The sequence below is a fragment of the Acerihabitans arboris genome (assembly GCF_010131535.1).
Taxonomy (GTDB): Bacteria; Pseudomonadota; Gammaproteobacteria; order Enterobacterales; family Enterobacteriaceae; genus Acerihabitans; species Acerihabitans arboris.
In genome coordinates this window covers 22,523-48,308 of sequence record NZ_WUBS01000021.1, presented here as the reverse complement: position 1 = coordinate 48,308, position 25,786 = coordinate 22,523, and the positions used below count along the sequence as shown (strand labels likewise).

General features: G+C 59.2%; 23 protein-coding genes. 6 read left to right on the top strand and 17 right to left on the bottom strand.

What is annotated here, in order from left to right; all coding sequences use genetic code 11:
• Window positions 1-16: 16 nt before the first annotated feature.
• Together iscR and trmJ are read right to left on the bottom strand one after the other, a co-directional pair.
• The gene (gene iscR / locus GRH90_RS23665; RefSeq protein ID WP_162368443.1) at window positions 17-517 is read right to left on the bottom strand and encodes a Fe-S cluster assembly transcriptional regulator IscR; all 501 of its coding nucleotides are present in this window, start codon (window positions 515-517) and stop codon (window positions 17-19) included.
• 154 nt (window positions 518-671) lie between these two features.
• A complete protein-coding gene (gene trmJ, locus GRH90_RS23660; protein WP_162368442.1) occupies window positions 672-1,409 on the bottom strand; it encodes a tRNA (cytosine(32)/uridine(32)-2'-O)-methyltransferase TrmJ in 738 nt (245 codons plus the stop codon).
• Window positions 1,410-1,526: 117 nt separating this feature from the next.
• On the opposite strand from trmJ, the gene suhB reads away from it, so the two are divergent.
• Together suhB and GRH90_RS23650 are read left to right on the top strand one after the other, a co-directional pair.
• A complete protein-coding gene (suhB, locus tag GRH90_RS23655; RefSeq protein WP_162368441.1) occupies window positions 1,527-2,330 on the top strand; it encodes an inositol-1-monophosphatase in 804 nt (267 codons plus the stop codon).
• A gap of 447 nt (window positions 2,331-2,777) precedes the next feature.
• Window positions 2,778-3,755 carry an Ig-like domain-containing protein gene (locus GRH90_RS23650; protein ID WP_162368440.1) on the top strand — a complete coding sequence of 326 codons (978 nt, stop codon included), beginning with the start codon at window positions 2,778-2,780 and terminating at the stop codon, window positions 3,753-3,755.
• A gap of 217 nt (window positions 3,756-3,972) precedes the next feature.
• Here the strand turns inward: GRH90_RS23650 and GRH90_RS23645 are convergent, their stop codons facing one another.
• Window positions 3,973-4,932 carry a nickel/cobalt transporter gene (locus GRH90_RS23645; protein ID WP_162368477.1) on the bottom strand — a complete coding sequence of 320 codons (960 nt, stop codon included), beginning with the start codon at window positions 4,930-4,932 and terminating at the stop codon, window positions 3,973-3,975.
• The gene (locus GRH90_RS23640; protein ID WP_162368439.1) at window positions 4,932-5,612 is read right to left on the bottom strand and encodes a DUF1007 family protein; all 681 of its coding nucleotides are present in this window, start codon (window positions 5,610-5,612) and stop codon (window positions 4,932-4,934) included. Before GRH90_RS23640 ends, GRH90_RS23645 begins: the two co-directional genes overlap by 1 nt.
• Window positions 5,613-5,850: 238 nt before the next feature.
• Here GRH90_RS23640 and csiE point away from each other — a divergent pair, with 238 nt between their 5' ends.
• Window positions 5,851-7,128 carry a stationary phase inducible protein CsiE gene (csiE, locus tag GRH90_RS23635; RefSeq protein ID WP_162368438.1) on the top strand — a complete coding sequence of 426 codons (1,278 nt, stop codon included), beginning with the start codon at window positions 5,851-5,853 and terminating at the stop codon, window positions 7,126-7,128.
• 79 nt (window positions 7,129-7,207) lie between these two features.
• Here csiE and glyA read toward each other — a convergent pair whose 3' ends face one another.
• The 6 genes from glyA to purL all read right to left on the bottom strand — a co-directional run bounded on the left by glyA (window position 7,208) and on the right by purL (window position 17,143).
• Complete coding sequence (glyA, locus tag GRH90_RS23630) at window positions 7,208-8,461, bottom strand: serine hydroxymethyltransferase (RefSeq protein WP_162368437.1); 1,254 nt, start codon at window positions 8,459-8,461, stop codon at window positions 7,208-7,210.
• A gap of 282 nt (window positions 8,462-8,743) precedes the next feature.
• Window positions 8,744-9,082 carry a nitrogen regulatory protein P-II gene (gene glnB / locus GRH90_RS23625; protein WP_162368436.1) on the bottom strand — a complete coding sequence of 113 codons (339 nt, stop codon included), beginning with the start codon at window positions 9,080-9,082 and terminating at the stop codon, window positions 8,744-8,746.
• A gap of 63 nt (window positions 9,083-9,145) precedes the next feature.
• Window positions 9,146-10,483, bottom strand: a complete 1,338-nt coding sequence (gene glrR / locus GRH90_RS23620; RefSeq protein WP_162368435.1) for a two-component system response regulator GlrR — start codon at window positions 10,481-10,483, stop codon at window positions 9,146-9,148.
• Entirely contained in the window at window positions 10,483-11,280 is a 798-nt protein-coding gene (locus tag GRH90_RS23615; RefSeq protein WP_162368434.1) for a two-component system QseEF-associated lipoprotein QseG, read from the bottom strand. The genes glrR and GRH90_RS23615 overlap by 1 nt, the downstream gene beginning before the upstream one ends.
• Window positions 11,281-11,282: 2 nt before the next feature.
• Window positions 11,283-12,710 carry a sensor histidine kinase gene (locus GRH90_RS23610; RefSeq protein ID WP_162368433.1) on the bottom strand — a complete coding sequence of 476 codons (1,428 nt, stop codon included), beginning with the start codon at window positions 12,708-12,710 and terminating at the stop codon, window positions 11,283-11,285.
• A 542-nt stretch (window positions 12,711-13,252) separates the two neighbouring features.
• Window positions 13,253-17,143 carry a phosphoribosylformylglycinamidine synthase gene (gene purL, locus GRH90_RS23605; protein WP_512698842.1) on the bottom strand — a complete coding sequence of 1,297 codons (3,891 nt, stop codon included), beginning with the start codon at window positions 17,141-17,143 and terminating at the stop codon, window positions 13,253-13,255.
• A gap of 300 nt (window positions 17,144-17,443) precedes the next feature.
• Here purL and mltF point away from each other — a divergent pair, with 300 nt between their 5' ends.
• The gene (mltF, locus tag GRH90_RS23600; RefSeq protein WP_162368431.1) at window positions 17,444-18,994 is read left to right on the top strand and encodes a membrane-bound lytic murein transglycosylase MltF; all 1,551 of its coding nucleotides are present in this window, start codon (window positions 17,444-17,446) and stop codon (window positions 18,992-18,994) included.
• On the opposite strand, the gene tadA is transcribed toward mltF, so the two are convergent.
• The 3 genes from tadA to murQ all read right to left on the bottom strand — a co-directional run bounded on the left by tadA (window position 18,984) and on the right by murQ (window position 21,302).
• The gene (tadA, locus tag GRH90_RS23595) at window positions 18,984-19,499 is read right to left on the bottom strand and encodes a tRNA adenosine(34) deaminase TadA (protein WP_162368430.1); all 516 of its coding nucleotides are present in this window, start codon (window positions 19,497-19,499) and stop codon (window positions 18,984-18,986) included. The genes mltF and tadA overlap by 11 nt on opposite strands.
• Window positions 19,500-19,554: 55 nt before the next feature.
• Complete coding sequence (yfhb, locus tag GRH90_RS23590) at window positions 19,555-20,193, bottom strand: phosphatidylglycerophosphatase C (RefSeq protein ID WP_178113354.1); 639 nt, start codon at window positions 20,191-20,193, stop codon at window positions 19,555-19,557.
• A 194-nt stretch (window positions 20,194-20,387) separates the two neighbouring features.
• On the bottom strand, window positions 20,388-21,302 hold the full coding sequence (gene murQ, locus GRH90_RS23585; protein WP_162368429.1) for an N-acetylmuramic acid 6-phosphate etherase: 915 nt from the start codon (window positions 21,300-21,302) through the stop codon (window positions 20,388-20,390).
• A 152-nt stretch (window positions 21,303-21,454) separates the two neighbouring features.
• Between murQ and GRH90_RS23580 the strand changes: the two genes are divergently transcribed.
• The gene (locus GRH90_RS23580; RefSeq protein WP_162368428.1) at window positions 21,455-22,303 is read left to right on the top strand and encodes a MurR/RpiR family transcriptional regulator; all 849 of its coding nucleotides are present in this window, start codon (window positions 21,455-21,457) and stop codon (window positions 22,301-22,303) included.
• Between the two features lie 473 nt (window positions 22,304-22,776).
• On the opposite strand, the gene GRH90_RS23575 is transcribed toward GRH90_RS23580, so the two are convergent.
• The gene (locus tag GRH90_RS23575; RefSeq protein WP_162368427.1) at window positions 22,777-23,211 is read right to left on the bottom strand and encodes a GtrA family protein; all 435 of its coding nucleotides are present in this window, start codon (window positions 23,209-23,211) and stop codon (window positions 22,777-22,779) included.
• 258 nt (window positions 23,212-23,469) lie between these two features.
• Here GRH90_RS23575 and GRH90_RS23570 point away from each other — a divergent pair, with 258 nt between their 5' ends.
• Window positions 23,470-23,730 carry a YfhL family 4Fe-4S dicluster ferredoxin gene (locus GRH90_RS23570; RefSeq protein ID WP_162368426.1) on the top strand — a complete coding sequence of 87 codons (261 nt, stop codon included), beginning with the start codon at window positions 23,470-23,472 and terminating at the stop codon, window positions 23,728-23,730.
• A gap of 111 nt (window positions 23,731-23,841) precedes the next feature.
• Here the strand turns inward: GRH90_RS23570 and acpS are convergent, their stop codons facing one another.
• From acpS to recO, 3 genes are read right to left on the bottom strand one after another with little or no spacing between them, the layout of a single operon-like run.
• Entirely contained in the window at window positions 23,842-24,261 is a 420-nt protein-coding gene (gene acpS / locus GRH90_RS23565; protein WP_162368425.1) for a holo-ACP synthase, read from the bottom strand.
• Window positions 24,261-24,992 carry a pyridoxine 5'-phosphate synthase gene (gene pdxJ / locus GRH90_RS23560; protein WP_162368424.1) on the bottom strand — a complete coding sequence of 244 codons (732 nt, stop codon included), beginning with the start codon at window positions 24,990-24,992 and terminating at the stop codon, window positions 24,261-24,263. The genes acpS and pdxJ overlap by 1 nt, the downstream gene beginning before the upstream one ends.
• 45 nt (window positions 24,993-25,037) lie before the next feature.
• Window positions 25,038-25,784 (bottom strand): DNA repair protein RecO, encoded by a 747-nt coding sequence (gene recO, locus GRH90_RS23555; RefSeq protein ID WP_162368423.1) that lies wholly within the window; start codon window positions 25,782-25,784, stop codon window positions 25,038-25,040.
• Between the last annotated feature and the right edge of the window lie 2 nt (window positions 25,785-25,786).

Sequence of the window (25,786 nt, the reverse complement as noted above, 5' to 3'; positions counted from 1 at the left end):
GCCGTCGTATTTCTGCTTATGCGCGCAGATTAACGTTAATGGTTTCCTGTATGCGTCCGTTGGCGGTAGCGGTGCGGCGGATGTCGTTGTTTTGCCGATCGGCGACGTCCAGGACTTCTTGGTTATTGACCAATTCGGCCAGGGAGATATTATTAAGGAAATCGCTAATGCGCACGCTGAGATCGCGCCACAGGGTATGGGTCAGGCAGCGTTCGCCGTTTTGGCAGGCTTCCTTACCCTGGCAGCGGGTGGCGTCGACCGATTCATCGACCGCGGTAATAATGGCGCCAACGGCAATTTGGTCCGCCGCTTTGCCCAACAGATAGCCGCCGCCCGGTCCGCGTACGCTGGCAACCAGCTCATGTTTGCGTAAACGGGAAAACAGCTGTTCGAGATAAGAAAGGGAGATGCCCTGGCGTTCGGAAATCTCAGCCAGTGGAACGGGCCCGTCGCTGGAGTGCAGCGCAACGTCGAGCATGGCGGTAACCGCGTAACGGCCTTTGGAGGTAAGTCTCATGGTAATGGTCCTGGTGGGTGAAATATCGTAAAAGTCTGCCATTCCTGACTAATTTAGTCAACTATTTAACCAACCGTTTCACTCAACTATTCCCGCTCGACATCACAATGTCCCATAAGATGACGTGTAGCGGATCATGGCATCAATCGGCCATTCAGCTCTTTTTTTCCACCTGCCGCTGCTCGATGGAGGTCAGGATGCCGCGCAGTATATGCAGCTCCTGGGTTTCAGGCCGGGCGCGGGCAAACAGGCGGCGCAGCTTATTCATCACCTGCCCCGGATGCGCCTTGCGGATAAAACCGGTTTGGTCCAGCACCTGCTCCAGATGAAGGTAAAACCTTTCCAGCTCGTCCGCCAGCGGATAAGGCGACGGCTCGTGGTTTACCGGCAGGCCGCCCTGCTGGCGATCGAGAAAGGCAATCCGCGCCTCATAGGCCAGGATCTGTACCGCCATCGCCAGGTTTAAGGAACTGTACTCCGGATTGGCCGGGATTTGCACATGAAAATGGCATTTTTGCAGCTCTTCATTGGTCAGGCCGACGCGCTCGCGGCCGAACAGCAGCGCCACCGGCGCGCGCTCGCCTTCCTGTACGCATTTCACGCCGCATTCGCGCGGTTCGAGCATTGGCCAGGGCAAGGTACGCGAACGGGCGCTGGTGCCGACCACCAGGCCGCAGCCGGCCAGGGCCTCGTCCAGGGTATCGACGATGGCGGCGTTGCCGATGATGTCGCTGGCGCCGGCGGACAGGGCAATGGCCTGCGCATCGGGTTTGGTTAGCGGATTGACCAGGTACAGGTTGCTCAGCCCCATGGTTTTCATGGCCCGGGCGGCGGAGCCGATATTGCCGGTGTGGGAAGTTTCGACCAGGACGACGCGGATATTGTGCAGCATAGACTTTTGAGGCAAGGGAATAATGGTCAATAGTTTATCACAGCCGTAGGCATATTGCTGACGCTCTGCTATAATCTGCGCCGTTTTAGTTCTTTAACATCTTAGTGGACGATATCCATGCATCCGATGCTCAACATCGCCATTCGCGCTGCGCGAAAGGCGGGTAATTTAATTGCCAAACATTACGAAACCCCCGACGCGGTCGAAGCCAGCCAGAAAGGCGACAATGACTTCGTGACCAATGTCGATCGCGAGGCGGAACGTTTAATCATCGAAGTTATCCGTAAATCCTATCCCCAGCACACTATCATCAGCGAAGAGTGCGGCGAACTGGCAGGCGAAGACCAGGATGTACAATGGATTATCGACCCACTGGATGGCACCACCAACTTTATCAAGCACCTCCCGCATTTTGCCGTGTCGATCGCCGTGCGCATCAAAGGCCGCACCGAAGTGGCCGTGGTCTACGATCCCATGCGCAACGAACTGTTTTCGTCCACCCGCGGCCAGGGCACCCAGTTGAACGGCTACCGCCTGCGCGGCAGCGCCTCGCGCGATCTGGAAGGGGCGATTATCGCCACCGGTTTCCCATTCAAGCTCAAGCAGCATTCCGCCACCTATATGAACCTGGTCGGCAAACTGTTTAAACAGTGCGCCGATTTTCGTCGCAGCGGCTCCGCCGCGCTGGATCTGGCCTATGTGGCGGCCGGCCGGGTGGACGGCTTCTTCGAAATCGGCCTGAAGCCCTGGGATTACGCCGGCGGCGAACTGCTGGTGCGTGAAGCCGGCGGCCTGGTCACCGATTTTGTCGGCGGCCACAATCATCTGGTCTCCGGCAACCTGGTGGCGGGCAATCCGCGCGTGGTCAAGGCCATGCTGGGCGCGATGCGCGAAGAACTGAGCGATGCCTTAAGGCGTTAATCGGCCTTGCCACTGAAGGCCGCCGGCGATTAACGATAATACGGTTAATCGCCGGCGGCCAGTAGTCCCGTCTATTGCCTGGTCATGTTTACCCATGGGTTGCGCGTACTGATTTGTCCATTGCCCGCAGACAAAGATGTTGCCTTTTGTCGATGGTTGTTTTCCTGCTATTAACGCTCGCTAATTGTAGGCGTTATGTCTTGCCTTATTTGGCTGTCCCTGTGCTGAATTATAATCTTGCCGGTAATCGCTACTTTTTATAACTTGATGCTCAGCAACTCCCTAAATCACATCCACCGGGCATTTGACCGTGCAGGTTGCGCCGATTTCATGACGCATGGCGCTGCCGGAATGAGGGTTCATTGGTGCGTTCACCGACGACGATTTTAATATTTTGCGGCCCATCAGTTGTTTGAATTCAACAAGCATACAAAGAAGGCGTATTATATGCATAATCACTATCTACCAGAGCCCTATTCCCCTATTCCTTTTGCCTTACCGGCAATGAATCTAGTCGCCACTTCAGGCGCGCCGGCCAATGACATCGCCACTAATGAAGTTACTGCGACCCTTATTGATTTATTAACAGGCAATTATATAACAAACGCTACAATCGACTTTAACGTAACCGGCGACGCGCTATTTGAAGGGAATCGACAATCAACGACCAGCGCGATGACAAATAATAATGGCGTGGCGTCCGTATGGTTAACCAGCACACAAGTTGAAACCGTTACCGTGGTCGCCACCTATGATTCAGTCAGGCAACAGGCCTATATTTCCTTTACTGAAGTACCGGTGACGTATCCAATATTACTTGAGCGTTCAAGCGCACCGGCCCTGGCTGATTTCGATGATACCATCTATTTGACCGGCAGATTGGCGTATAATGGCCAGCCTGCGCCCAATGATGATTACGCATGGATTTATTTCACCGATCCGATAGGAGCGACAGCAAGCACTGTTGTCCGGGTTATAGGTAATAGCGGAGAATTTTCTTATGCCATGCACAGGTATATTCCAGGCACATATTTGGCTGAAGTTGAGTGGAGGGTTAACGAAGCTGTAACTTTAAGATCAAACATATTACCTGTTGAATTTTTAGCCCGCCACTCCAATCAGCCCTACAGAATTGATTTTTTCAGGAATGACGAAGTCGAACTTCCTAATATCAGGACAGTCTATTTAACCATGGCATTGAGATATGCAGGAAACAATGCCATTATTCCCAATCAAACATTGGAAATAACCAGGATCTATCCGGAGCCTGGCTTTTTTGCCACCGTCCCAACCGGGCCAGACGGTAGTGGAATTTATGTCTTCCCACCTGATTTTTTGCTATATGCTTCTTTTAGAGTAACCTGGGTAGAAAACCCCACTATATCCGCCATCTATTTTTTATGGACCTACGATGTGCAGCCCTGACAGTACATTGCCGTCATATAATATAGGATTCCCCGCAGTCATTAATATCAATTCGGTTAACTGCCGGCGGGGAATTTTGTGCGGCATAAATATTTATCCCTTTCGCTCCAAGGCGTCAACATCTTTTCATGTCCTACCGGCTTATGCCGGCTAAAACGTGGCGTTGTCCAAAAGCCGAGTTGTTAACCTTTTTCTATATTGCCTGGGATCATCGACATCAATGGCTGAAAGGCCTGAGGCCGGACGTTACGGCATGTTGCGCGCCGCCGTAGAGCAACGCGCCGGCCACGATCAATAATACGCCGCCCGCCAGGGATAAAACGACCCATGCCAGGGCGCGCGCGGCGCCGTTGGTATGCCGGCGGGTCAGGTTCTCGGCATAGCGGCGGCCGAAAAAAACCAGCATGGATATCAGCGCCAGCGTTAACGACGTTCCCGCCGCCATGGCCAGCGCCGACAGCACGCCCCACAGATAGACGCCCAATAGCTTGGCAAACAGCAGCACCAGCACCGCGCCGGAACAGGGACGCACGCCCATGGCCAGCACCACCGCCAGCCGGGTGCGCCGGCCGTCGGCCGCCCGTAGCGCATCGTCGGCGGGCAGATGGTGGTGACCGCAGCCGCAGCCGGGGGGATGGCGATGGCGGACCGTCCGCCACAGCCGCAGGCCCGCGCGCCGGCACAATAGCATGCCCAGCAGTACCATCAGCAGGTAACCGCCCCGCTCCAGCCACATTTCACCCAGGCGCAGCCACCCGGAAGAAAGCCGCAGCACCCAAAGCGCTAAAGTGACCAGCACGATCGCCATGGCGCCCTGCAACAGCGAGGCCGCCAGCGTCATGCCCAGGCTGAGTTTTAACCGCGAGGGATGGGTGGCCAGATAGGTGGTGATCACCACCTTGCCATGCCCCGGGCCGACCGCGTGCAGGATGCCGTAGGTCAGGCTGAACAATAGCAAGGCGCCGCCATACCGCCCGGGGTCAAGCTGCACCTGCTGCATTAGCTGCGCCATCTGTTGATGCAGCCGCCGCTGCCACTCTATGCTTTGCGTCATGATCTGCGGCCAATGCAGCGATATCCAGCCCAGCGCGCCCAGCAGCATCAGCAAAAACAACCAAAACGGCCACAGGCCGAGCCAGGGATTGGCCGGGGTCTGCGATGCTTTGCCGGATCGCATCAACGACATTGTAGCGTCACCCGCTGCGCGAACTGTTTACCCAGCGCCATATCGGCCTGCGGCGCATCCGCTTTATCCAGCGAAAGCGCATATTGTTGCAGCGACGCGTTGGGCGCGGGGGTCGCCAGGTCGATGCCGCACCGTGGCGCCAGGGCCGCCGGCAGGCTGATAGCCTGCTTACCGTCATAGGTCATATCGACAAAATAGGTCGGATCGAAGGTGGAAAATACGATGGGCGCGCCTTCCAGCCGCGGCGGGTGCGCCAGCGGCAGCACAAACATCAGCCGGGCCTTGAGGCCAACGCGCTCAAGATGATATTCCGTCGGCAGGTTGTCAAATTTCACCGCTTTGCCGTCCCGATACACTTCCGTGAAATAATGCTGGCCCAGCACATTGGCCATGATCTCCGCCGCCAGCTTTTTCCACGTCACGGAGTCCGGTTTGGCGTCGCCGGCGTCATAAAACACATCGGCCGAGGTAATCTCATCCATGGTCCAGGTCATCTTTAAGCCGGTGAGCCGGTCGTCCTGCGTCTGAATGTCGGTTTTCATATCGATAAAGCTGTGGGGATGGGCGTAAGCCGGGCGGCTGAAAATACCGGCGGCAGCCAATAAAACCCCGACCGACAGCAGCCGAAGGGACTCATTATAAGAGATATCGCGACCGTTATGATATAACATTTAATACCTGGAGTGTTCGTGCCGGCGAAAAAGATGCTAGCGGAAATCCGCACCGGGCCGCAAGGGATTTTCTGTAACCGGGCCATGCGGCGCCCTCGCCGGATAAACGAGATGAACGATTAGGCCCGCTAAAGTGTGACCGGGCTTAAAGCGTGCAAACAAAATAGCGCGTAACCTCTCATGGGCGGATTCTTTCGCTATCATTAGCAATATTCGTTAACGTAAGGGCATCACATCTATGAGCCTGAACACCCCAGCGGTGCCAGCGCTTTCCGGTCCACAACGCCGTAGCCATTTACTTTTGATGCTGTTTGCGCCATTGCCATCGTTGTCACTGGTCGCCCTTGCCCGTTATAACGGCGAGGATTTATCCACGACCCGACGCGATCTTGCTCATATCGAGAGCGAAATCCGGCGCATTTACCACCTCCAGCTGGTCGCGCATCATGACGGCAGTTACCGGATCGAAGGCACTATTCTCAACCGGCGATTGTGCCTGATAGAAGGCATGCGCCGGGCGTTGCGCCTGTGTGCGGATAAGGTAAACCGCTATTTCCTGCCGCTGCAGGAACAGCACTGGCTTAAGGTGCCCGCGGCGTTCCAGGCAAGCGTTGAGCAGATAGATGAACTGGTGGAACGGTTTACCGCGCTCATCGACCGGCCCGCGGCCCCTTGTGACCGAGCCTTTCTCTCGCTTTACCTGCGTTACAGCCTCAGCCAATGCCCTTTGGGCGATCATCCGGAATTTAACCAGCACCAGCAGCAGTGGCTGCGGCAAAAAGCCGAATATGCCGCCGTGGCGGACATGTTTCGCCACTGGCCGGTTCCTCCCGCCGAACTGTTTTGCCTGACGCTTTTGTCGCGCTGGCTTAAGACCCCGCACCGCGCCCGTTCGCCCTCCGGCGAGGATCGGCAATTGCTGCGCGCGGTGGAGGAATTGGTGCGACGCTTCGAGCAACTGGCCGGCATGAGTTTTAACGAGCCGGAAATGCTGGCCGGCCAGCTTTTTTCACATCTCAGCGCCGCGCTGGAGCGGTGCCATTTCCACGTTGGCATCGACAATAGCCTGCAAATGGAGGTGGAAGAAAAATATCCCCGACTGCTGCGCACGGCCAGGGCGGCGGTGATGCCGTTCGAGGCCGCCTACCGGATTCGTTTCTCCCGCGAGGAGATGGGCCTTATCGCGGTCATCTTCGGCGCCTGGCTGATGCAGGATAATGATTTGCAGGAAAAACAGGTGGTGATCCTGACCAAAAGCGCGGGCGAGCAGGAGAAGATGCTGGAGCTGCAGATCCGCGAATTAACGCTGTTGCCCCTGAATATTAAGTTTCAGGCGATGGACGAGTTCCAGGCGCAGGGCGCGCCCAAAAATACCGTGCTGGTGGTGACCTCGTTCGCCATGCCGCTGCCGTTGTTTTCGCCACCGCTGATGCTGGTGCGCCTGCCGCTGGCGCAGGCGCAGCAGGAGCGCATCCGCCAGTTGCTTGAGACCCCGGGCACAACCGGAAGCTGCTAGCCGTCGCCCGCGACGAGACCCTCATAAAAAAGCTCCCGGTTTGGGAGCTTGGGTTTGCTGAAATCAAATGCCTGGTCCGTCAGGCATAAACCGGGTAGCGCGCGCAGACATCCAGTACTTTCTGTTTCGTGCGCTCGATAACCGCTTCGTCGTTAATACTGTCCAGCACATCGCAAATCCAGCCGGCCAGCGCACGCACGTCTTGTTCATTAAAACCGCGACGGGTGACCGCCGGGGTGCCGATACGGATACCGGAAGTCACAAACGGGCTTTTCGGATCGTTAGGCACGGCATTTTTGTTAACGGTGATATTGGCGCGGCCGAGCGCGGCGTCGGCTTCCTTGCCGGTCAGGTTTTTATCCACCAGGTCCAGCAGGAACAGATGGTTGTCGGTGCCGCCGGAAACGATGTTGTAACCGCGTTCCAGGAACACCGCCACCATGGCCTTGGCATTCCTGGCCACCTGCTGCTGGTAAATACGGAACGCCGGTTCCATCGCTTCTTTCAGCGCCACCGCCTTGCCGGCGATCACATGCATCAGCGGCCCGCCCTGCCCGCCGGGGAATACGGCCGAATTAAGCTTTTTGTACAGTTCTTCGCTGCCGCCCTTGGCCAGGATCAGGCCGCCGCGCGGACCGGCCAGGGTTTTATGGGTGGTAGTGGTGACCACATGGGCGTGCGGCACCGGATTCGGATAGACGCCGGCGGCAACCAGGCCGGCCACGTGGGCCATGTCGACAAACAGATAAGCGCCGACCAAATCGGCGATTTCACGCATCTTCGCCCAATCGACTATGCCGGAGTAGGCGGAAAAACCGCCGATAATCATCTTCGGTTTATGGGTTGCGGCCAGTTGCGCCAGTTCCACGTAATCGATATGGCCGGTTTCATCGATGCCGTAGGGAATGATGTTATAAAGTTTGCCGGAGAAGTTGACCGGCGAGCCGTGGGTCAGGTGGCCGCCGTGGGCCAGGTTCATGCCCAGCACCGTGTCGCCGGGCTGCAGCAGCGCGGTATAGACGGCAAAGTTGGCCTGCGAGCCGGAGTGGGGCTGTACGTTGGCATAGTCGGCGCCGAACAGCTCCTTGGCGCGATCGATGGCCAGCTGCTCGACGATATCGACAAATTCACAGCCGCCGTAATAGCGTTTGCCCGGATAGCCTTCGGCATATTTGTTGGTCAACTGGGAGCCTTGTGCCTGCATGACGCGCGGACTGGTGTAGTTTTCCGAGGCAATCAGTTCAATGTGCTCTTCCTGGCGCACCACTTCCCGCTCCATTGCCTGCCATAACTCGGCATCATAATCTGCAATGTTCATATCGCGCTTTAACATCCGCTTCTCCTGGCTCAGCTGGCGTAGCTGTATGGTGAAAAATAGACTGTAATAATCCGCTGGGGCTATGCCTATAGTGTAAACTTTTTTGCCCCTGCTCCGATAGAGCCGGCGCCGGTTTTTAAGCAAACGATTCCGTCCCGCCAGGCCCGCAACGGCGCACGTACGGGGATTGGGCGGGATCGGGATATTTTTTCACACCGGCGGCGGATTTTTTCATGACCACGGGCCTTCCCCGCCCGGCAGGAAAATTACGCCGGCAGCGGAGAAACCAGAGGAGGATCAAATCGCCTCTTCGTCCTGTTCGCCGGTACGGATACGGACCACGCGCGCGACATCGAAAACGAAAATTTTACCGTCGCCGATTTTGCCGGTCTGGGCGGTATGCATAATGGTATCGACACAGCTGTCGACGATATCATCGGACACCACCAGCTCGATCTTCACCTTGGGCAGGAAGTCCACCATATATTCCGCGCCGCGATAGAGTTCGGTGTGGCCCTTCTGGCGACCGAAACCCTTGACCTCGGTGACGGTCATGCCGGTGATGCCGACTTCCGCCAACGCCTCGCGTACATCGTCTAATTTGAACGGTTTGATAATTGCATCGATTTTTTTCATGGTAAAACCTTTTTCAGGCAGCCTGCGACGCCAGCCGCATAGCATTGGTAAAAGAGAGCCAACTTAGGCTTTAAAGTCGTTAGCGTCCAGCTCATGACGTGACAAAAGTTTATAAAATTCAGTGCGGTTACGGCCGGCCATGCGCGCCGCCTGGGTAACGTTACCTTTGGTGATCTGCAATAATTTACGCAGATAATGTAATTCAAATTGCAACCTGGCCTCAACAAACGTCGGCAGGACGGTATTTTCCCCTGCCAGCGCCTGTTCCACCAGCGCTTCGCTGATAACCGGGGCCGACGTCAGGGCTACACACTGTTCTATCACGTTAACCAGCTGGCGTACATTGCCCGGCCAACTGGCCGCCATCAGGCGCTTCATGGCGTCGGTGGAAAAGCTGCGCACAAACGGCTTGTGACGCAGCGCCGCCGCGCGCAGCAAATGATTGGCCAGCACCGGAATATCCTCGGCCCGCTCGTGCAGCGCCGGCAATTTCAGGCTGACCACATTCAGGCGATAATACAGATCTTCGCGAAACTCGCCCCCGGCCATGACCTTGGGCAGATCGCGATGGGTGGCGGAGATGATCCTGACGTCGATGTCCACATCCCAATTGCTGCCCAGAGGGCGCACCTTGCGCTCCTGCAATACCCGCAATAACTTGACCTGCAGGGATAACGGCATATCGCCGATTTCGTCGAGGAACAACGTCCCCCCCGCCGCCGCCTGGAACAGCCCTTCCCGGCTGCTGACCGCGCCGGTAAACGCGCCCTTGGCGTGGCCGAACAGTTCCGACTCCAGCAGTTGTTCGGGCAGCGCGCCGCAGTTAATGGCGATAAAGGGATGCTTGGCGCGCGGGCTGGCGGCATGGATGGCCTGCGCCAGGATCTCCTTGCCGGTGCCGCTCTGGCCGTTAATCAACACGCTGACATCCGACTGCGCCACCATTTTGGCCTGCTCCAGCAGCCGCAGCATCATGGGGCTGCGGGTCACGATGGACTCGCGCCAGCTGTCGTCGCCGGCCGGCATCGATAGCTGCAGCGCATGGTCGATAGCCTGGTATAAGGCATCCCGGTCCACCGGTTTGGTCAGGAAACCGAAGACGCCTTTTTGCGTGGCGGCCACCGCGTCGGGTATGGAGCCATGGGCGGTCAGGATAATCACCGGCATGCCGGGCTGATGGCGCTGGATTTCGCCGAACAGCGCCAGTCCGTCCATTTCATCCATGCGCAAATCGCTTATCACCAGATCGATTTTTTCCCGCGCCAGCAGGCGCAGGGCTTCCTGGCCGCTTTCGGCGGTAGTCACGGTAAAACCTTCGCTGGTCAGGCGCATGCCCAGCAGTTTCAGCAGGCTGGTATCGTCGTCGACTAATAATAAATGGGCGGATTGATGTTGGCTCATTATTTACCGGTTCCCTGTTGTTGCCCGGTGGATACGTGACCCGCCGCGCCGCCGCCCGGCGACGATGCCGTATCGTTATCGTCGTTGTCGGGCATATCCGGCGACTGCTGCTTGCGGGCGGATAAACGTTGTTCAATCTCCGTCAGGTTTTGCAGCTTGCGGGTGGTCACGTCCAGTTTGCGCTGCAGCTCAATTTGCTGGATGCGCATCAGGTCTATCTGGCTGGCGCTACTTTCCTGCTGCCGCTGGCTGCGGCTGCGCTCGTCCGCCAGCAGCAGGCGCAACGCCTGCTGCTGGCGCCACATTTTAAACAGCGGATATACGGCCGCGGGAAACTGGGAACGGAATCCCAGCAGATGCTGGTAGGACTGGCGGCGCTCAATCACGCTGATGCCGGCGGAATTCAGCAAAATACTTTGCCTGAAGGCGTCATGCCAGGTCTCGCCCGACTGCTGCTCGGCTTGGGCGCGCGCCTGGGTCGGCGTGATACGCTCCGCGCACTGCATGGCGCGCAGCCAATAGTCCGGGGCGGCCAGGCTGGTTTCATCATCGGTTTGCCAGAGCTCATTGCACTCGGCGGCAAAGCGGTTTGGCGGCGAGGCCGGCTGTACCTGGGCGGCGGGCGAATGGGCAAGATCGCGATGGGCGGGATGACCCTGGCAACCCGCCAGCAGCACGGGCAGCAGCCAAACCGGACGCAGCGCCGCGCGTAACGATGCCACGGGCCAGGTGAAATGAATCAGGCGATCCAGGCAATATGCCAACCTGTCAATCGCCGGCGTGATGCATAAAGTCATGGTTATTCATTCTCGGCGGTTAAGGGTAATTCTATCCGAAAGCAGACCCCGGCGTAGTCCACCGTCACCAGGTTAAGCTCGCCGTTCATCCGGCGAATGCAATCCCGGGCGATGCTCAACCCCAGGCCGCTGCCTTTTACCGCGCCTTTGCGCTGGATACGGCCCTGGTAAAACGGTTCAAAAATCATGGTTTGCTCCGCCGGCGGTATCGGCTCGCCGCTGTTGGCGACCTCCAGGACTAGGCATCCCGATTCCTGGCGGCTGCGGATCCAAATTTTACCGGATTCCGGGCCGTAGTGCACCGCATTGGAGTAGAGATTGTCCAGCACGCGCATTAACAGCACCGGCTGCGCCCTGACGCGCCCGCACGCCAGTTCCACCAGGGTATGGATGTCTTTTGAACGGGCCGGCAGGCTATGGGCGGTAATCACCCGGTCGATCATCTCGCGCAGGGCGATATCCTCATATTCCGCCGGACTGTCGGCCAGCTTGCGATTGTAGTCGAGCAGCTGCTCGATCAACAGCTGCAAATGGCGGCTGCTGCTGTCCAGGATGGCGACCACGTCCTGTTGATCAGGCGTTAGCGGCCCGGCCACCTCGTCCGCCAGCAGCGCGGTGCCCTCGCGCAGGCTGGCCAGGGGCGTTTTCAACTCATGGGAGATATGGCGCAAAAACTCATGGCGCTGGGATTCCAGCCAGGATAAGCGTTCATTCAGCCATAGGATCCGCTGCGCCAGCGACTGGATTTCACGCGGGCCGGTAAACGAGACGCGATCGTCCAGGGGCCGTCCCCGCCCGAGCCGGTTGATCATTTTCTCGACCATTTTCACCGGGCCGATAATCATGCGGGTAAACAGAATCACCAGCAGCAGGCTAAACATAAATAACAACAGCGCCTGCCAGCCAAAAAAACGCCCGCGCTCGGCGATGGCCTGCTGGAGCTGCTGGCCGCGGGCAAAGATATTATTGCGCGTGGCCTGCACCATATCGCTATTGGCGTGGGAAAAATCCCTGAGCAGCGCGGACGCCCGGGCGCTCGGCCCGCTGTTCTCGCACTGGATGCCGGCAAGCTGATCGAGCAGCTGCGTCAGCCGCTGATAGTAGCGTTGATCGGGCAGCGCGCCGGCGCGCACGTTCAGGATTTGCGCATACTGCCGCCGTTGGTTTTGGTAGAGCGTGACCAGGGTTTCATCGTCCAGCACGCAATACTGGCGATAGCTGCGCTCCATCTCCAGCGCCACGCTGCCCATGGATTCGATGCGCCGGGCGTCCGACAGCGTGGTGCGGTTGATATCCGCCGCCTGCTCGCTAAGGTTATCCAGGCTTTGCCAGGCCTGGTAAGCCAGCAGCAGCAGGGGCAACAGCACCAGGGTAAAGGCCAGGATCACCAACTGCCTCAGGGATCGGGGAAACGGACGCCACGTCTTCAAAAAATCATCCTGTGATTGCCGCCAAAGTCTTTGCCGATGCTATCCGGTTCGGTGGCCTGAAGAAAGCACAAAAAAAGCACTTAACCCGGGGGCAAGTGCTTTTTTAGCGAAATAGGGGGTGCCTCACTCAACGTGTCGCCCTGTGGATGATAAAGCCGTGAGGCAATTATCGGTATGGTTGGACGATAGGCACCGTTCTTTGGCGTCATTCGGTAGTTATGAAGCATTGCCGTTGGTTAAGTGAAAACGGCCTGTCATATCGGGGTGAATGAGCAACTGGTTTATATTATGCAGCAATCGTGCCAAGAATAAAATAGATTATTAATGTATTGAAATAAAACGCTAAATTAAATCCAGACACGCTATTACAGTGGATATCGCGCCGCCAGGATTGCCGTAATGTCTCCCAAAAGAGACACTAATTGCGTTAAAACATAATAACCATATAAATCAATTATTTATCTGTCTCCAAAAAGAGACAGATAAATCTTAATAACCGGGATAAAACGACACTATGCCCTTCCCCTCCCGGCCAGGCCCTCTTAACCCAGCTGTTTACGGGCATTACGGAAAATACGCATCCACGGGCCGTCCTCGCCCCACTCCCCGGGATGCCAGGAGTTGCTCACCGTCCTGAATACCCGCTCCGGATGCGGCATGGTAAGGGTGACCCGGCCGCTGGCGTTGGTCACGGCGGTGATCCCGTTCGGCGAGCCGTTCGGATTGGCCGGATAGGTTTCGGTGACCTTGCCGGTGTTATCCACGAAGCGCAGCGCCACCAGGCCCGCATGTTCCAATGCCGCCAGATGAGCCGGATCGCGCACCTCCACCAGCCCTTCGCCATGGGATACCGCGATGGGCAGGCGGGAGCCTACCATGCCCTGCAGCAATAACGACGGGCTTTGCGTCACCTCCACCAGGCTGAAGCGGGCTTCAAAGCGTTCCGACTTATTGCGCACGAAGCGCGGCCACAGTTCGGCGCCCGGGATCAGCTCGCGCAGGTTGGACATCATCTGGCAACCGTTGCACACCCCCAGCGCCAGGGTTTGCGGCCGGTTGAAAAACGCCTCGAACTCGTCGCGCACGCGCGGATTGAACAGGATGGATTTGGCCCATCCCTCCCCCGCGCCCAACACGTCGCCGTAGGAAAAGCCGCCGCAGGCCACCAGCGCCTGGAATTCCTGCAAATCGCGCTGCCCGGACAGCAGGTCGCTCATATGCACGTCGATGGCGTCAAACCCGGCGCGGTGGAACGCCGCGCCCATTTCCACATGGGAATTCACCCCCTGCTCGCGCAGGATGGCCACCTTCGGCCGTGCCTGTTTGGCAATATAGGGAGCGGCGATATCCTCGGCCGGGTCAAAACTCAGCGAAACATTCAGGCCCGGGTCGCTATCATCCCGCTTGGCGGCGTGCTCCTCGTCGGCGCAGTCGGGATTGTCGCGCAGGCGCTGCATCTGCCAGGTGGTTTCCGCCCACCAGGTGCGCAGTACGGTGCGGCTTTCGCTATAGACCGCGCTGCCGGCGGAGCGGATAGCCACCCGATCGCCCTGTTCGGCGCGGCCGAGATAGCGCAGGCAGTCCGCCAGGCCATGGTCGGCGAATACCCGTTCGACGCGGGCGCGATCCCCGGCGGCAACCTGGATCACCGCCCCCAGTTCTTCATTAAACAGCGCCGCCAGTGGATCGTCGCCAAGGCCGGCGATGTCAATATCCAGGCCACAATGGCCGGCAAAGGCCATTTCCAGCACCGTGACCAACAGACCGCCGTCGGAACGGTCGTGGTACGCCAGCAGGGCGCGTTCGGCCACCAGTTGCTGCAGCGCGCGATAAAACCCGGCCAGCTGCGCCACGTTGCGCACGTCCGCCGTCTCGTCGCCCAACTGGCGATACACCTGCGCCAGGGCGGTGGCGCCCAGCGCCTGATGACCGGCGCCCAGATCGATAAGCAACAGGGCGTTATCCTGCCCGGCCGTCAGCTGCGGGGTTACCGTGCCGCGCACGTCCTCCACCCTGGCGAAGGCGGTAATCACCAACGACATGGGCGAAGTCATTTCACGCTGTTCCACGCCCTGCGGCCAGCGGGTTTTCATCGACATCGAGTCCTTGCCCACCGGAATGGTCAGGCCCAGCGCCGGGCAAAGCTCCTCGCCCACCGCCTTGACCGCGTCATACAGGCCGGCGTCCTCGCCTGGATGGCCGGCGGCGGCCATCCAGTTGGCGGACAGCTTGATACGTTTAATATCGCCGATCTGCGTCGCCGCCAGGTTGGTCAGCGCCTCGCCCACCGCCAGCCTGGCCGAGGCGGCAAAATTCAGCAACGCCACCGGCGCGCGTTCGCCAATCGACATCGCTTCGCCGTAATAGCTGTCGAGGCTGGCGGTGGTGACCGCGCAGTCCGCCACCGGTACCTGCCAGGGTCCGACCATTTGATCGCGCGCCACCATACCGGTCACGGTGCGATCGCCAATGGTGATCAGGAAGGTTTTTTCCGCCACTACCGGCAGGCGCAGTACCCGTTTCACCGCCTCGGCCACCTCGATGCCGCCACGGTTAAGCGGCGTGCCCGCCGCCGGCAGCCTGACAACGTCGCGCGTCATCTTGGGCGTTTTACCCAGCAGCACGTCCAGCGGCAGATCGATGGGCCGGTTGTTGAAATGGCCGTCGTCCAGGCTGAGATGCAGCTCTTCGGTCGCCTCGCCGATCACGGCGAAAGGCGCGCGCTCGCGCCGGCAGATGGCCTCGAAGGCGGCCAACTGCGCCGGCGCCACCGCCATCACATAACGTTCCTGCGACTCATTGCACCAGACTTCCAGCGGGCTCATGCCCGGCTCGTCGTTGGGGATATCGCGCAGTTGAAAAAATCCGCCGCGATTGCCGTCGCTGACCAGCTCCGGCATGGCGTTGGATAAACCGCCGGCGCCGACGTCATGGATAAACAGGATCGGATTGTCGTCGCCCATCTGCCAGCAGCGGTCGATCACTTCCTGGCAGCGGCGCTCCATTTCCGGGTTGTCGCGCTGTACCGAGGCAAAGTCCAGATCGGCGTCCGACTGGCCGGAGGCCATGGAAGAGGCCGCGCCGCCGCCCAGGCCGATATTCATTGCCGGCCCGCCCAGCACGATAAGCTTGGCGCCGACGGTAATTTCACCTTTCTGCACATGGCCGTCGCGGATGTTGCCGATACCGCCCGCCAGCATAATCGGCTTATGGTAGCCGCGCAGCTCAACGCCGTTATGGCTGTTGACCCGTTCTTCATAGGTACGGAAATACCCGGTCAGCGCCGGGCGGCCGAATTCATTATTAAACGCCGCGCCGCCCAATGGGCCGTCGGTCATGATATCCAGCGCGCTGACAATGCGGTCCGGCTTGCCGAAGTCCTCTTCCCAGGGTTGCCCGAAGCCGGGTATGCGCAGGTTGGAGACCGAAAAGCCCACCAGGCCGGCCTTGGGTTTGGATCCCCGGCCGGTGGCGCCCTCGTCGCGGATTTCGCCGCCGGAGCCGGTGGCGGCGCCGGGCCAGGGCGAGATCGCCGTGGGATGGTTATGGGTCTCCACCTTCATCAGGATATGCGCCGCTTCCTGGTGATAATCGTAACGGGCGCTGCCTGGCTCGGCGAAGAAACGCCCCACCGCCGGCCCTTCCATCACCGCGGCGTTGTCCTTATAGGCCGACAACACGAAATCCGGCGTCTGCTCGAAGGTATTCTTGATCATCTTGAACAGCGACTTCGGCTGCGCCTGGCCGTCGATAATCCAATCGGCGTTGAAGATTTTATGGCGGCAATGCTCCGAGTTGGCCTGGGCGAACATGTAAAGCTCGACGTCGGTGGGATTACGGCCCAGGCGGGTAAACGCCTCGAACAGGTAATCGATCTCATCCGGCGCCAGCGCCAGGCCCAGCTTCAGGTTGGCCTGTTCCAGGGCGCCGCGGCCGGCCGCGAGCATATCCACGGTCTGCACCGGCGCGGGTTCGTGGTGGGCAAACAGCGCCCGCGCCTGCTCCAGTTCGCCGAAGACGGTTTCCATCATCCGGTCATGGAGCAGCACGCCCAGTTGCCGCCACTGTTCGCCGGTCATCGCGGCACCCTGCACATAAAACGCCAGCCCGCGCTCCAGGCGTTTAACCTGCGCCAGACCGCAGTTATGGGCGATGTCGGTGGCTTTCGACGACCAGGGGGATAAGGTGCCGGGACGCGGCGTGACCAGCAGCAGGCGGCCCTGGGGCGCATGTTCGGCGAGAGAGGGACCATATTTCAGCAGCCGCTGCAGCCGGGCGCGCTCATCGGGGGTGAGCGGCGCGTCCAGATCGGCAAAGTGGACATATTCAGCATAGACATCGGTTACCGGAAGCCGGGCTTCCCGGCAGCGGGACAGCAGCTTGTTGATACGAAATGCTGACAGAGCGGGCGAACCACGCAGTATTTCCATAATAAAAGATCTCTCGTCTTTGAACCGGCGACCAAAGGTGCTCGGGTACGGCTTGCCATGGGGCGCGTCTTCAGCGCAACTTCAGGGGGGAAACGCGCGTCATTATAGAGAATCCCGGCCTCGGACGAAACCGTTTGCGCGGTTATTGTTGCGATTCTTCTTCTTTAAACGGCCGCGCGGTCCCGATGCAATAAAGTTGCACCTTGGCGGTTTGTTAAGCAAAATGCTCCAAATCCAGGGAAAAAAGATAATAACACTGCCGCAAGAGACAGCGATAAATTCGCCCCGGCGAGAGATAACTATTTGAAGCGTTTTAAATTAAATTATGTCGTGATTGGGGTTATCGCCGTTATGCTGACCTGGGCGCTGTGGTTCAACGTCCCCTGGCACGGCATGCAGGACGATAAACTCAGCCGGATAAAAACCAGGGGGGAACTGCGCGTCAGCACCATCGACGCTCCGCTGGGTTTTTATACCGCCAACAACCAGCAAACCGGTTTCGATTACGAACTGGCGAAGCGTTTCGCCGATTACCTGGGGGTCAGGCTGGTCATCCGCCAGCGCCATACCCTGAATGAACTGTTCGACGATCTGGACAATGGCGATGCCGATCTGCTCGCCGCCGGACTGATATACAACAATGACCGCCTGCATCGCTTTACCACCGGTCCCGCCTATTATTATGTTTCCCAGCAACTAGTCTACCGCCTGGGCCAGCCGCGGCCGAAAAACCTGGGCGCCCTACAGGGCCGACTGGCCGTATCCTCCGGCTCGGCGCATATTTCAATGCTGCGCGGCCTGAAAGAGACAGCCTTTCCCCGGCTTCAGTGGGAAGTGTCCTCCGATCTGAGCAGCAAGGCCCTGCTGGAGCAGGTGGCCGACGGCAGGCTCGATTATACGCTGGCGGATTCCGCCACCGTCGGCCTATTGCAACGGGTCCATCCGCAGTTGGCGGTAGCCTTTGACGTCAGCGACGAGGAGCCGGTCACCTGGTACCTGCCCCGGGGCGACAGCGATAACCTCTCCGCCGCCTTACTGGATTTTTTCAGCGGCCAGGAAGCGGACGGCACCCTGGCGCGGCTGGAAGAGAAATACCTCGGCCACGTGGGCAGCTTTGACTATGTGGATACCAAAACCTTCCTGACCTCCATCGACGCCACGCTGCCGGCGCTGCAATCGCTGTTCCAGCAATATGCCGCGGACATCGACTGGAAGCTGCTGGCCGCCATTTCGTATCAGGAATCCCATTGGAACCCGCAGGCCGTATCGCCCACCGGCGTGCGCGGCCTGATGATGCTGACCCGCGCCACCGCCGACAGCCTGGGCATCGCCGACCGGCTGGACGCCGAACAAAGCATCCGGGGCGGGGCGATGTACCTGGCGCGCATGATGCAAAAAGTGCCCGATACCATTCCCGCGGATGAAAAAATCTGGTTTGCGCTGACCGCGTATAATATGGGCTATGCGCATATGCTGGACGCCCGCGCCCTGACGGCCAGGCAACAGGGCAATCCCGACAGTTGGGTGGACGTCAAGCTGCGTTTGCCGATGCTCAGCCAGCCGCGCTATTACCAGCAAACCGCCTACGGTTACGCGCGCGGCCAGCAGGCCTACAATTATGTGGAAAATATCCGGCGGTATGAAATGAGCCTGAGCGGCTACCTGGAAGAAAAAGAGAAAAAAGCGGCCCAGCTGGCGGCGCTGGCGACCGAACCGGTGGTCCCGCCGGCCCCCGCGCCTGCCGCCGCCGCGCCGGTAAACATCACGCCGCGGATCACCGGACGGTACCCGGCCAACACGGCCGGCGCCGTTGCCGCGCCATCCAGGATCCGGCCGGGCGGCGCTATTCCGTAATCGTCGGGTCCTGGGCCTTCAACGCCAGGCGGCGCGCCCTGTGCGCATTCCGCCGGGCGCGGAAAAAGGCGCTGAGCTGGGCCGAACATGCCTCGCCCAGCACGCCTTCGGCGATATCCACGCGGTGATTGATGCCCGGCTGGCGCAGCACGTCGCATAACGAGCCCGCCGCGCCGGTTTTCTCGTCCCTGGCGCCAAACACCAACCGGCCGACCCGCGCGTGGATAATCGCCCCGGCGCACATGACGCAGGGTTCGAGCGTGACGAAGAGCGTGGTGTTGATCAGACGGTAGTTGCCCAGCGCCGCGCCGCCCTGGCGCAGCGCCATAATTTCCGCATGGGCGGTGGGATCGTGATGCCCGATGGATCGATTCCAGCCCTCGCCTATTACCCGGCCGTCCAGCACCAGCACCGCGCCCACCGGCACTTCGCCCTCGCCCTCGGCCAGTCCGGCCAGGGAGAGGGCATGGCGCATCCAGAATTCGTCGCCCTGTTCGCCGTGCATGTCTGTCCTCCCGGAGTATTCGCAGCCGGTGATTATACAGGGATAGCGGGATTTTTTAATCCAGTTGTTTTAACTCGCCCTCACGGGTAACCCGCCAGCGGTGCTCGCAAAAATACAGCAGCGGACTGTCGTGCAGGCTGTCGCTGTAGCCGCTGAACAGCTTAAGCGGGGTGCCCAGTTCGCGTTCCAGCTGGGCCACTTTTTCATGGCCGAGGCAGCGCAGGGTCAATACCCAGCCGCCGTACAGGCGGGTCATCCGGCTGCCGATGAGTTTAACCCGGGGCAAAAACAGCGCATCGGCGTAAACCCCCCGCACCAACGGCTCCGGCGAGCCGGTGATCAGCCAAACCTCGGCATCCTGGCTGGCGAGATAGTCATTCAGGCGCGCCAAGACGACGGGAAAACCGGTCACGCGCTGGCGAAACCACAGGATAAATCCTGCCTGCAGCCGGTTAAGCCGGGCTTCGCTGTGGCCGAAGGTAATCAACCATAACAACAGGCTCATCGGCCAGCGCGCCGAGCGTCCCTTGACCAGCAACCCGATGCCGACGACGGGCAGTACCGGCAGGAGCAGGATGGCGTTCAAAGGCAGATGGCGCAGCAGGTAACGCAGAAAACAACCGAACATATCCTGTTGATGCAACGTGCCGTCCAAATCGAAAAAAACTATGCGCTTGGCTGCGGTGCGACTCAAAGCGGCTCCTCCGGATCTGAAATCCACTTATCCCTGGCATCCGTCCCCGTCGCCAGGGTAACGGCCCCTCCGGCTCGAGGGCAAAACGCCCGCCGCCGGGAGGGAAAATATGCGGAAATGTGCGGGTTATGATTATCAGTGTAGTCAGTACTGACGGATGTGGCCCGTTAACCGCCCTCCGGAATGGCGGTGTTTTATTTGCCGGCGTCGAGGGCGCGGCGCAAATAGCCTTTATGTCGCGACAGCGCGCGCGCCGCGCCGGCGGCATCCACGCCGGTGAGAATCATCAAAATCGCCGGTTTAACCTCAAAAGCGGTTTGTTGCAGGATTGCACCGGCCCGCGCCATATCGCATCCGGTCGCCTCGGCCACGATACGGCAGGCGCGATCCGCCAGCTTGATATTAGTGGCCTTCACATCCACCATCAGGTTCTGGTAAACCTTGCCAAGTTTCACCATGGCGCCGGTGGAGATCATATTCAACACCAGCTTTTGCGCGGTGCCGGATTTCATCCGGGTCGAACCGGTAAGCACCTCCGGCCCCACCACCGGCGTGATGGCCACCCGCGCCTCCCGGCCGATAGGCGAACCCGGATTGCAGGAAATGGCCGCAGTGGGGCAACCGAGCCCAGCGGCATAACGCAGGCCGCCGATGACATAAGGGGTACGGCCCGACGCCGCCAGCCCGACCACCATATCCACGGCGCGCAGCCCGATAGCCCGCAGGTCTTCACCGGCCAGGGTCAGGCTATCCTCGGCGCCCTCCACCGCCTTAAGCAAGGCGCCCGGACCGCCGGCAATCAACCCCACCACCACCCCATGGGGCACGCCGAAGGTTGGCGAACATTCGGCCGCGTCAAGCACGCCCAGCCGGCCGCTGGTGCCGGCGCCGATATAGATCAGCCTGCCGCCGGCGGCAAGCGCCGCCGCGGCCAGATCCACCGCCTCGGCGATCGCGGGCAGTTCCCGGCCGATGGCGTCGGGCACCAGGCGATCCTGCTGGTTGAACAACCCGACCATTTGCAGGGTGGACAGCCTGTCCAGATCCATCGAGGCCGGATTGCGGGTTTCCGATACCAGCGCGCCTAGGGTTGCCACATCATTGTCCATCACGTCACCATTGAATTTTTAATTCATATAATTAAGGCTATTATTGAATATTAAATTCCGACAGGCGAGAAAATTCTGTACCCTGTCAGTCATTGTTGCATAAGCCCGCCGCGCGGGGATCACTGTAGAGCCATTATTAATGAACCATTTGTATGAGTAGCGTACTGCGCATTCGCCAGCTTTACCGGTCACTATCGCTAAACGATCGCAAGCTGGCCGATTATCTGTTAACGCGTACCGATGAGGCCCGCCATCTTAGCTCGCAAAAGGTGGCCGAACAGGCCGGCGTCAGCCAGTCGAGCGTGGTAAAGTTCGCGCAAAAGCTGGGCTATAAGGGGTTTACCGCGTTAAAGCTGGCGCTCAGCGAAGCCATGGCCGGCGCTCATGAACTGCCGTCGATACCGGTGCACAACCATATCTTAAGCGACGACCCGCTGAAAGCGGTCGGCGAGAAACTGCTGACGGAAAAAGTGGCCGCCCTGCGGGCGACGCTTGATATCAACAGCGAGGAAAAACTCCGGCAGGCGGTGGCGTTGCTGCAGGAGGCCCGCCGGGTAATTATCGTCGGCATCGGCGCGTCCGGCCTGGTGGCCAAGGATTTTTCCTACAAGCTGATGAAGATCGGCATGTCGGCGGTGGCGGAAACCGATATGCACGTGCTGCTGGCCACCATCCAGGCGGTCAGCCCACAGGATCTGCTGCTGGCCATTTCGTTTAGCGGCTCGCGCCGCGAGATCAACCTGGCGGCGCAGGAGGCGCACCGGGTGGGCGCTCGGGTGATGGCAATCACTCACTTCTCGCCAAACGCGCTGCAACAGCATGCCGATATTGCGTTGTATACGGTAGCGGAAGAACAGGCCCAGCGCAGCGGCGCCATTTCCTCCAACCTTGCCCAGCAGTCGCTGACCGATCTGCTGTTTATGGCGCTGGTACAGCGTGACTTGGATCATGCGCCGCAGCGTATCCGCCATAGCGAAGAGCTGGTCAAAAGGCTGGCGTGAGCCGAACCCCGCGATACCAAGCCGGCCGCTCCTGCCCATGATGTCCGCTTTTATCGGGGGTTTGCGCGAACTCGCGCCGATCGACCGGCCGGTACGTCAATTCCAGCGTAAAATCGCCCTGGACACGTTCCCCGTCTTTTTTGGCCAGCCGTTTTTTTATACTGGGTGGTAACAGTATCTACCCTGACTAACGTAAAAAAATAATGACATAAACAATCCTTTATCAATTTGTAATTAAGTTCTGGTTTCCTAGTGACATTATGGTGAAGGACGCTTTTTATCATCAACTCATACGTATAGCCATGATCTTTTTTTATCCTGCCTGTTAGACTCTTTTTCAATATGACGCTGACAGAATAAGTTTTGACATACTCAAAGAATATCAGGCTAAGTTATTGATCAGGCGCCATCTTTGGGCAAGGGTCGGTAATCAAGGCCCGACCCTTCGCGCCCATCCCGCGCTTGCGTTATGACTAACGGTGGTCCGGCTTGCTTTTGGCAGGCGCGGGGAGGTTGGTTTCCTGGTTAAACACAAAAAGCCTGGCGGTGGAATAATTAAAAATCATCCCCGTCAGGCTGCCGGCGGCCACGCCCAGGATGGGATAATGCTGCGCCAAGGCATAATAAGTCACCAGCGCCCAATAGGTCAGATAGTTGACCGCCCCGCCGCTGAGCATGCAGACGCCATATCTTAACGCTTCCGCCAGCGCAGAGTGCCCGCTGCGGCTTTTGCGGAACGTAATCAATTTATTCAGTATCCACGTGGCCAGTACCGCGCAGACAAAAGACACGCCGCGGCCAACGTACAGGCCCAACGCATCCTTCAATAAATACAGCACCCCCGAATCGACTAAAAAACCGACAACACCTATCAAGCCAAAGAGGAACAGTTCTTTAAATTTTTGCATATTTTTTCCGTTTGCAGCCCGCCCCTGCCTTCAACGTTTCAGGCCAGGCCATGAAGCTTGCCGGCCCTAACTCCGGCTGCATCGGCTCATTGGCTCATTGGCTCATTGGCTCATTGGCTCCACTTTACCTCAAAAGGCCATGGATTGCCCCAATAGTATCGCGTAGTATCGCGGTCGTTTTTGCGCCGCGAAGGTTGGCACCGGCCGGCCGGGAGGGTATAATTAGCGCCCTGCCCTGTAATATCATCGAGAACAACCATGGCCCTGCTTATCACGAAAAAATGCATTAACTGTGATATGTGCGAGCCGGAATGCCCGAACCAGGCCATTACCATGGGCGCGGAGATCTACGAGATCGACCCCAATCGCTGCACCGAGTGCGTCGGCCATTACGGTACGCCCACCTGCCAGAAGGTCTGCCCGATCGACAATACCATCCTGCAGGATCCCACGCTTATCGAAAGCAACGAGCAGCTATGGGAAAAATTTGTCGTCATGTACCATGGCGATCGTCTCTAAGTAACCGGCGGATCGTCCCGGTCATCGATAATTGATACTCCGGCGCTGGCGGCGTTTCCACCGCCGGGCCGCACGACTTGCCGCATAGCTGCCCGATGCGGATTATCAGCTTTAAACGGACGTAGCGGCAACCCCCGCCATGCTCATCATTTCGCCTTCGATAATCACCGTCGCACAAGCGTAGCGCCGCTCGTCGGCCAGCGTCACATGGACGCTGGTGACCCCGAGGCTTATCGCCAGCTCGGCGGCCTGCAAATAGAGCTTCAGGCCGGGCTTGCCCAGCACATCGTTTATCACTTCAAACTGCGCAAACGCCAACCCGTTGCGGATGCCGGTGCCGAAAGCCTTGGCCGCGGCCTCTTTTACCGCAAAGCGTTTGGCCAGGAAGCGGATCGGCTGCCGGTGGTGCTGGTACTGCTCCCATTCCGCCTCGCTGAGGATGCGGCGGGCAAAACGATCGCCGCCGCGCCCTACCACCGCCTCGATACGCTCGATCTCAACGATATCGGTGCCGATGCCCAGAATGGCCATTAACCGCGCGCCGCCAGCATCAGGCGTTTCATTTCAGATACCGCCCCGGCCAGGCCGCACATCACCGCGCGACCGATAATGGCGTGGCCGATATTCAGCTCGTGGATCTGCGGCAGCGCCGCGATCGGCTGGACGTTATGGTAGGTCAGGCCGTGGCCGGCATTGACCTTCAGGCCCAACCCGGCGGCATAGATGGCGGCATGGCGGATACGCTCGTATTCGGCCAGGCGCGACGTCTCATCCACGGCGTCGGCATAAGCGCCGGTATGGATTTCGATATAGGGCGCGCCAACAGCGGCGGCGGCGGCGATTTGCGCCTCATCGGCATCGATAAACAGCGAAACCTGGATACCGGCCGCCGACAGCCGGATGACGGCGTCGGTCATCTTGGACCGCTGGCCCGCCACGTCCAGGCCGCCTTCGGTGGTCACTTCCTGGCGTTTTTCCGGCACCAGGCAGCAGAAATGGGGGCGCGTTTCACAGGCGATAGCGACCATGCCGTCCGTCACCGCCATCTCCAGGTTCATGCGGGTTTGCAGCGTTTCACGCAGCAGGCGGACATCGCGATCGGTAATATGGCGCCGGTCTTCGCGCAAATGGACGGTGATCCCGTCGGCACCGGCCTGCTCGGCGATGAACGCCGCCTGTACCGGATCGGGATAGGCCGTGCCGCGCGCATTGCGCAGGGTGGCGATATGATCGATATTGACGCCTAACAACAGTGCTGACATACCATCCTCGGTTATTGTGACGCGCGGGAGCCGCAGGCTGTCAGTTTAACTGGACGAGCCGTCGGTGGGCAATGTTTTCGACGGGGGTTTTCGGGTCATGAACTGACGGAACAGCTCGGCGCTTTTCAGCGGCTTGCCGCCCAGGTAGGGTTTAAGCGCCATGCGGGTAAAGCGCTTGGCGGCGCGCAGGGTGGCGATATCGGCGAATTCGCGTGAGGCCAGCGCCTGCAGCTCGCGCCCGGTAAAGCTGTAATGATCGATGACGACGCTGGCGATAAATCCTTTTTCCTCGCGGTAGCGATAGGTCATGTCATCGCTTACCGGTTCGCCGCTGCCGGCGCAGTGCAGGAAATCCACGCCGTAGCCGAGGTGCCCGAGCAGCGCCAGTTCAAAACGCCTGAGCGCCGGTTCCGGCGAGCCGATGGCGCCGGCCAGGGTTTGCAGGCAGTGCAGGTAATCAAAAAACAGCGAAGAGTAATCGGTCTCGTGCGCCAGCACGCGGGAAAGCAGTTCGTTGGTGTACAGGCCGCTGTAGAGCATCAGGCCGTTCAGCGGCAGTCCCATGGACACCGGTTCGGCGCTGCGCAGGGTTTTCACCTCGCCGCGCCCGCTCCAGCGGATCAGCAACGGCGTAAACGGCTGCAATACCCCTTTCAGCGCGGAACGCCGCGAGCGCGCGCCTTTGGCCAGGATACGCACCCGCCCGTCGTTCTCGGTAAAAAAGTCCAACAGCAGGCTGGTTTCGCTATAATGACGTCCATGCAGGACGAATGCGCGCTGCCAGCCTTCCATTG

What these genes read in the sequence shown, in the direction of transcription:
- iscR (WP_162368443.1), bottom strand. Translation starts at nt 517, where the DNA reads ATGAGACTTACCTCCAAAGGCCGTTACGCGGTTACCGCCATGCTCGAC.
- trmJ (WP_162368442.1), bottom strand. Translation starts at nt 1,409, where the DNA reads ATGCTGCACAATATCCGCGTCGTCCTGGTCGAAACTTCCCACACCGGC.
- suhB (WP_162368441.1), top strand. Translation starts at nt 1,527, where the DNA reads ATGCATCCGATGCTCAACATCGCCATTCGCGCTGCGCGAAAGGCGGGT.
- GRH90_RS23650 (WP_162368440.1), top strand. Translation starts at nt 2,778, where the DNA reads ATGCATAATCACTATCTACCAGAGCCCTATTCCCCTATTCCTTTTGCC.
- GRH90_RS23645 (WP_162368477.1), bottom strand. Translation starts at nt 4,932, where the DNA reads ATGCGATCCGGCAAAGCATCGCAGACCCCGGCCAATCCCTGGCTCGGC.
- GRH90_RS23640 (WP_162368439.1), bottom strand. Translation starts at nt 5,612, where the DNA reads ATGTTATATCATAACGGTCGCGATATCTCTTATAATGAGTCCCTTCGG.
- csiE (WP_162368438.1), top strand. Translation starts at nt 5,851, where the DNA reads ATGAGCCTGAACACCCCAGCGGTGCCAGCGCTTTCCGGTCCACAACGC.
- glyA (WP_162368437.1), bottom strand. Translation starts at nt 8,461, where the DNA reads ATGTTAAAGCGCGATATGAACATTGCAGATTATGATGCCGAGTTATGG.
- glnB (WP_162368436.1), bottom strand. Translation starts at nt 9,082, where the DNA reads ATGAAAAAAATCGATGCAATTATCAAACCGTTCAAATTAGACGATGTA.
- glrR (WP_162368435.1), bottom strand. Translation starts at nt 10,483, where the DNA reads ATGAGCCAACATCAATCCGCCCATTTATTATTAGTCGACGACGATACC.
- GRH90_RS23615 (WP_162368434.1), bottom strand. Translation starts at nt 11,280, where the DNA reads ATGACTTTATGCATCACGCCGGCGATTGACAGGTTGGCATATTGCCTG.
- tadA (WP_162368430.1), bottom strand. Translation starts at nt 19,499, where the DNA reads ATGCACGGCGAACAGGGCGACGAATTCTGGATGCGCCATGCCCTCTCC.
- murQ (WP_162368429.1), bottom strand. Translation starts at nt 21,302, where the DNA reads ATGGACAATGATGTGGCAACCCTAGGCGCGCTGGTATCGGAAACCCGC.
- GRH90_RS23580 (WP_162368428.1), top strand. Translation starts at nt 21,455, where the DNA reads ATGAGTAGCGTACTGCGCATTCGCCAGCTTTACCGGTCACTATCGCTA.
- GRH90_RS23575 (WP_162368427.1), bottom strand. Translation starts at nt 23,211, where the DNA reads ATGCAAAAATTTAAAGAACTGTTCCTCTTTGGCTTGATAGGTGTTGTC.
- GRH90_RS23570 (WP_162368426.1), top strand. Translation starts at nt 23,470, where the DNA reads ATGGCCCTGCTTATCACGAAAAAATGCATTAACTGTGATATGTGCGAG.
- acpS (WP_162368425.1), bottom strand. Translation starts at nt 24,261, where the DNA reads ATGGCCATTCTGGGCATCGGCACCGATATCGTTGAGATCGAGCGTATC.
- pdxJ (WP_162368424.1), bottom strand. Translation starts at nt 24,992, where the DNA reads ATGTCAGCACTGTTGTTAGGCGTCAATATCGATCATATCGCCACCCTG.
- recO (WP_162368423.1), bottom strand. Translation starts at nt 25,784, where the DNA reads ATGGAAGGCTGGCAGCGCGCATTCGTCCTGCATGGACGTCATTATAGC.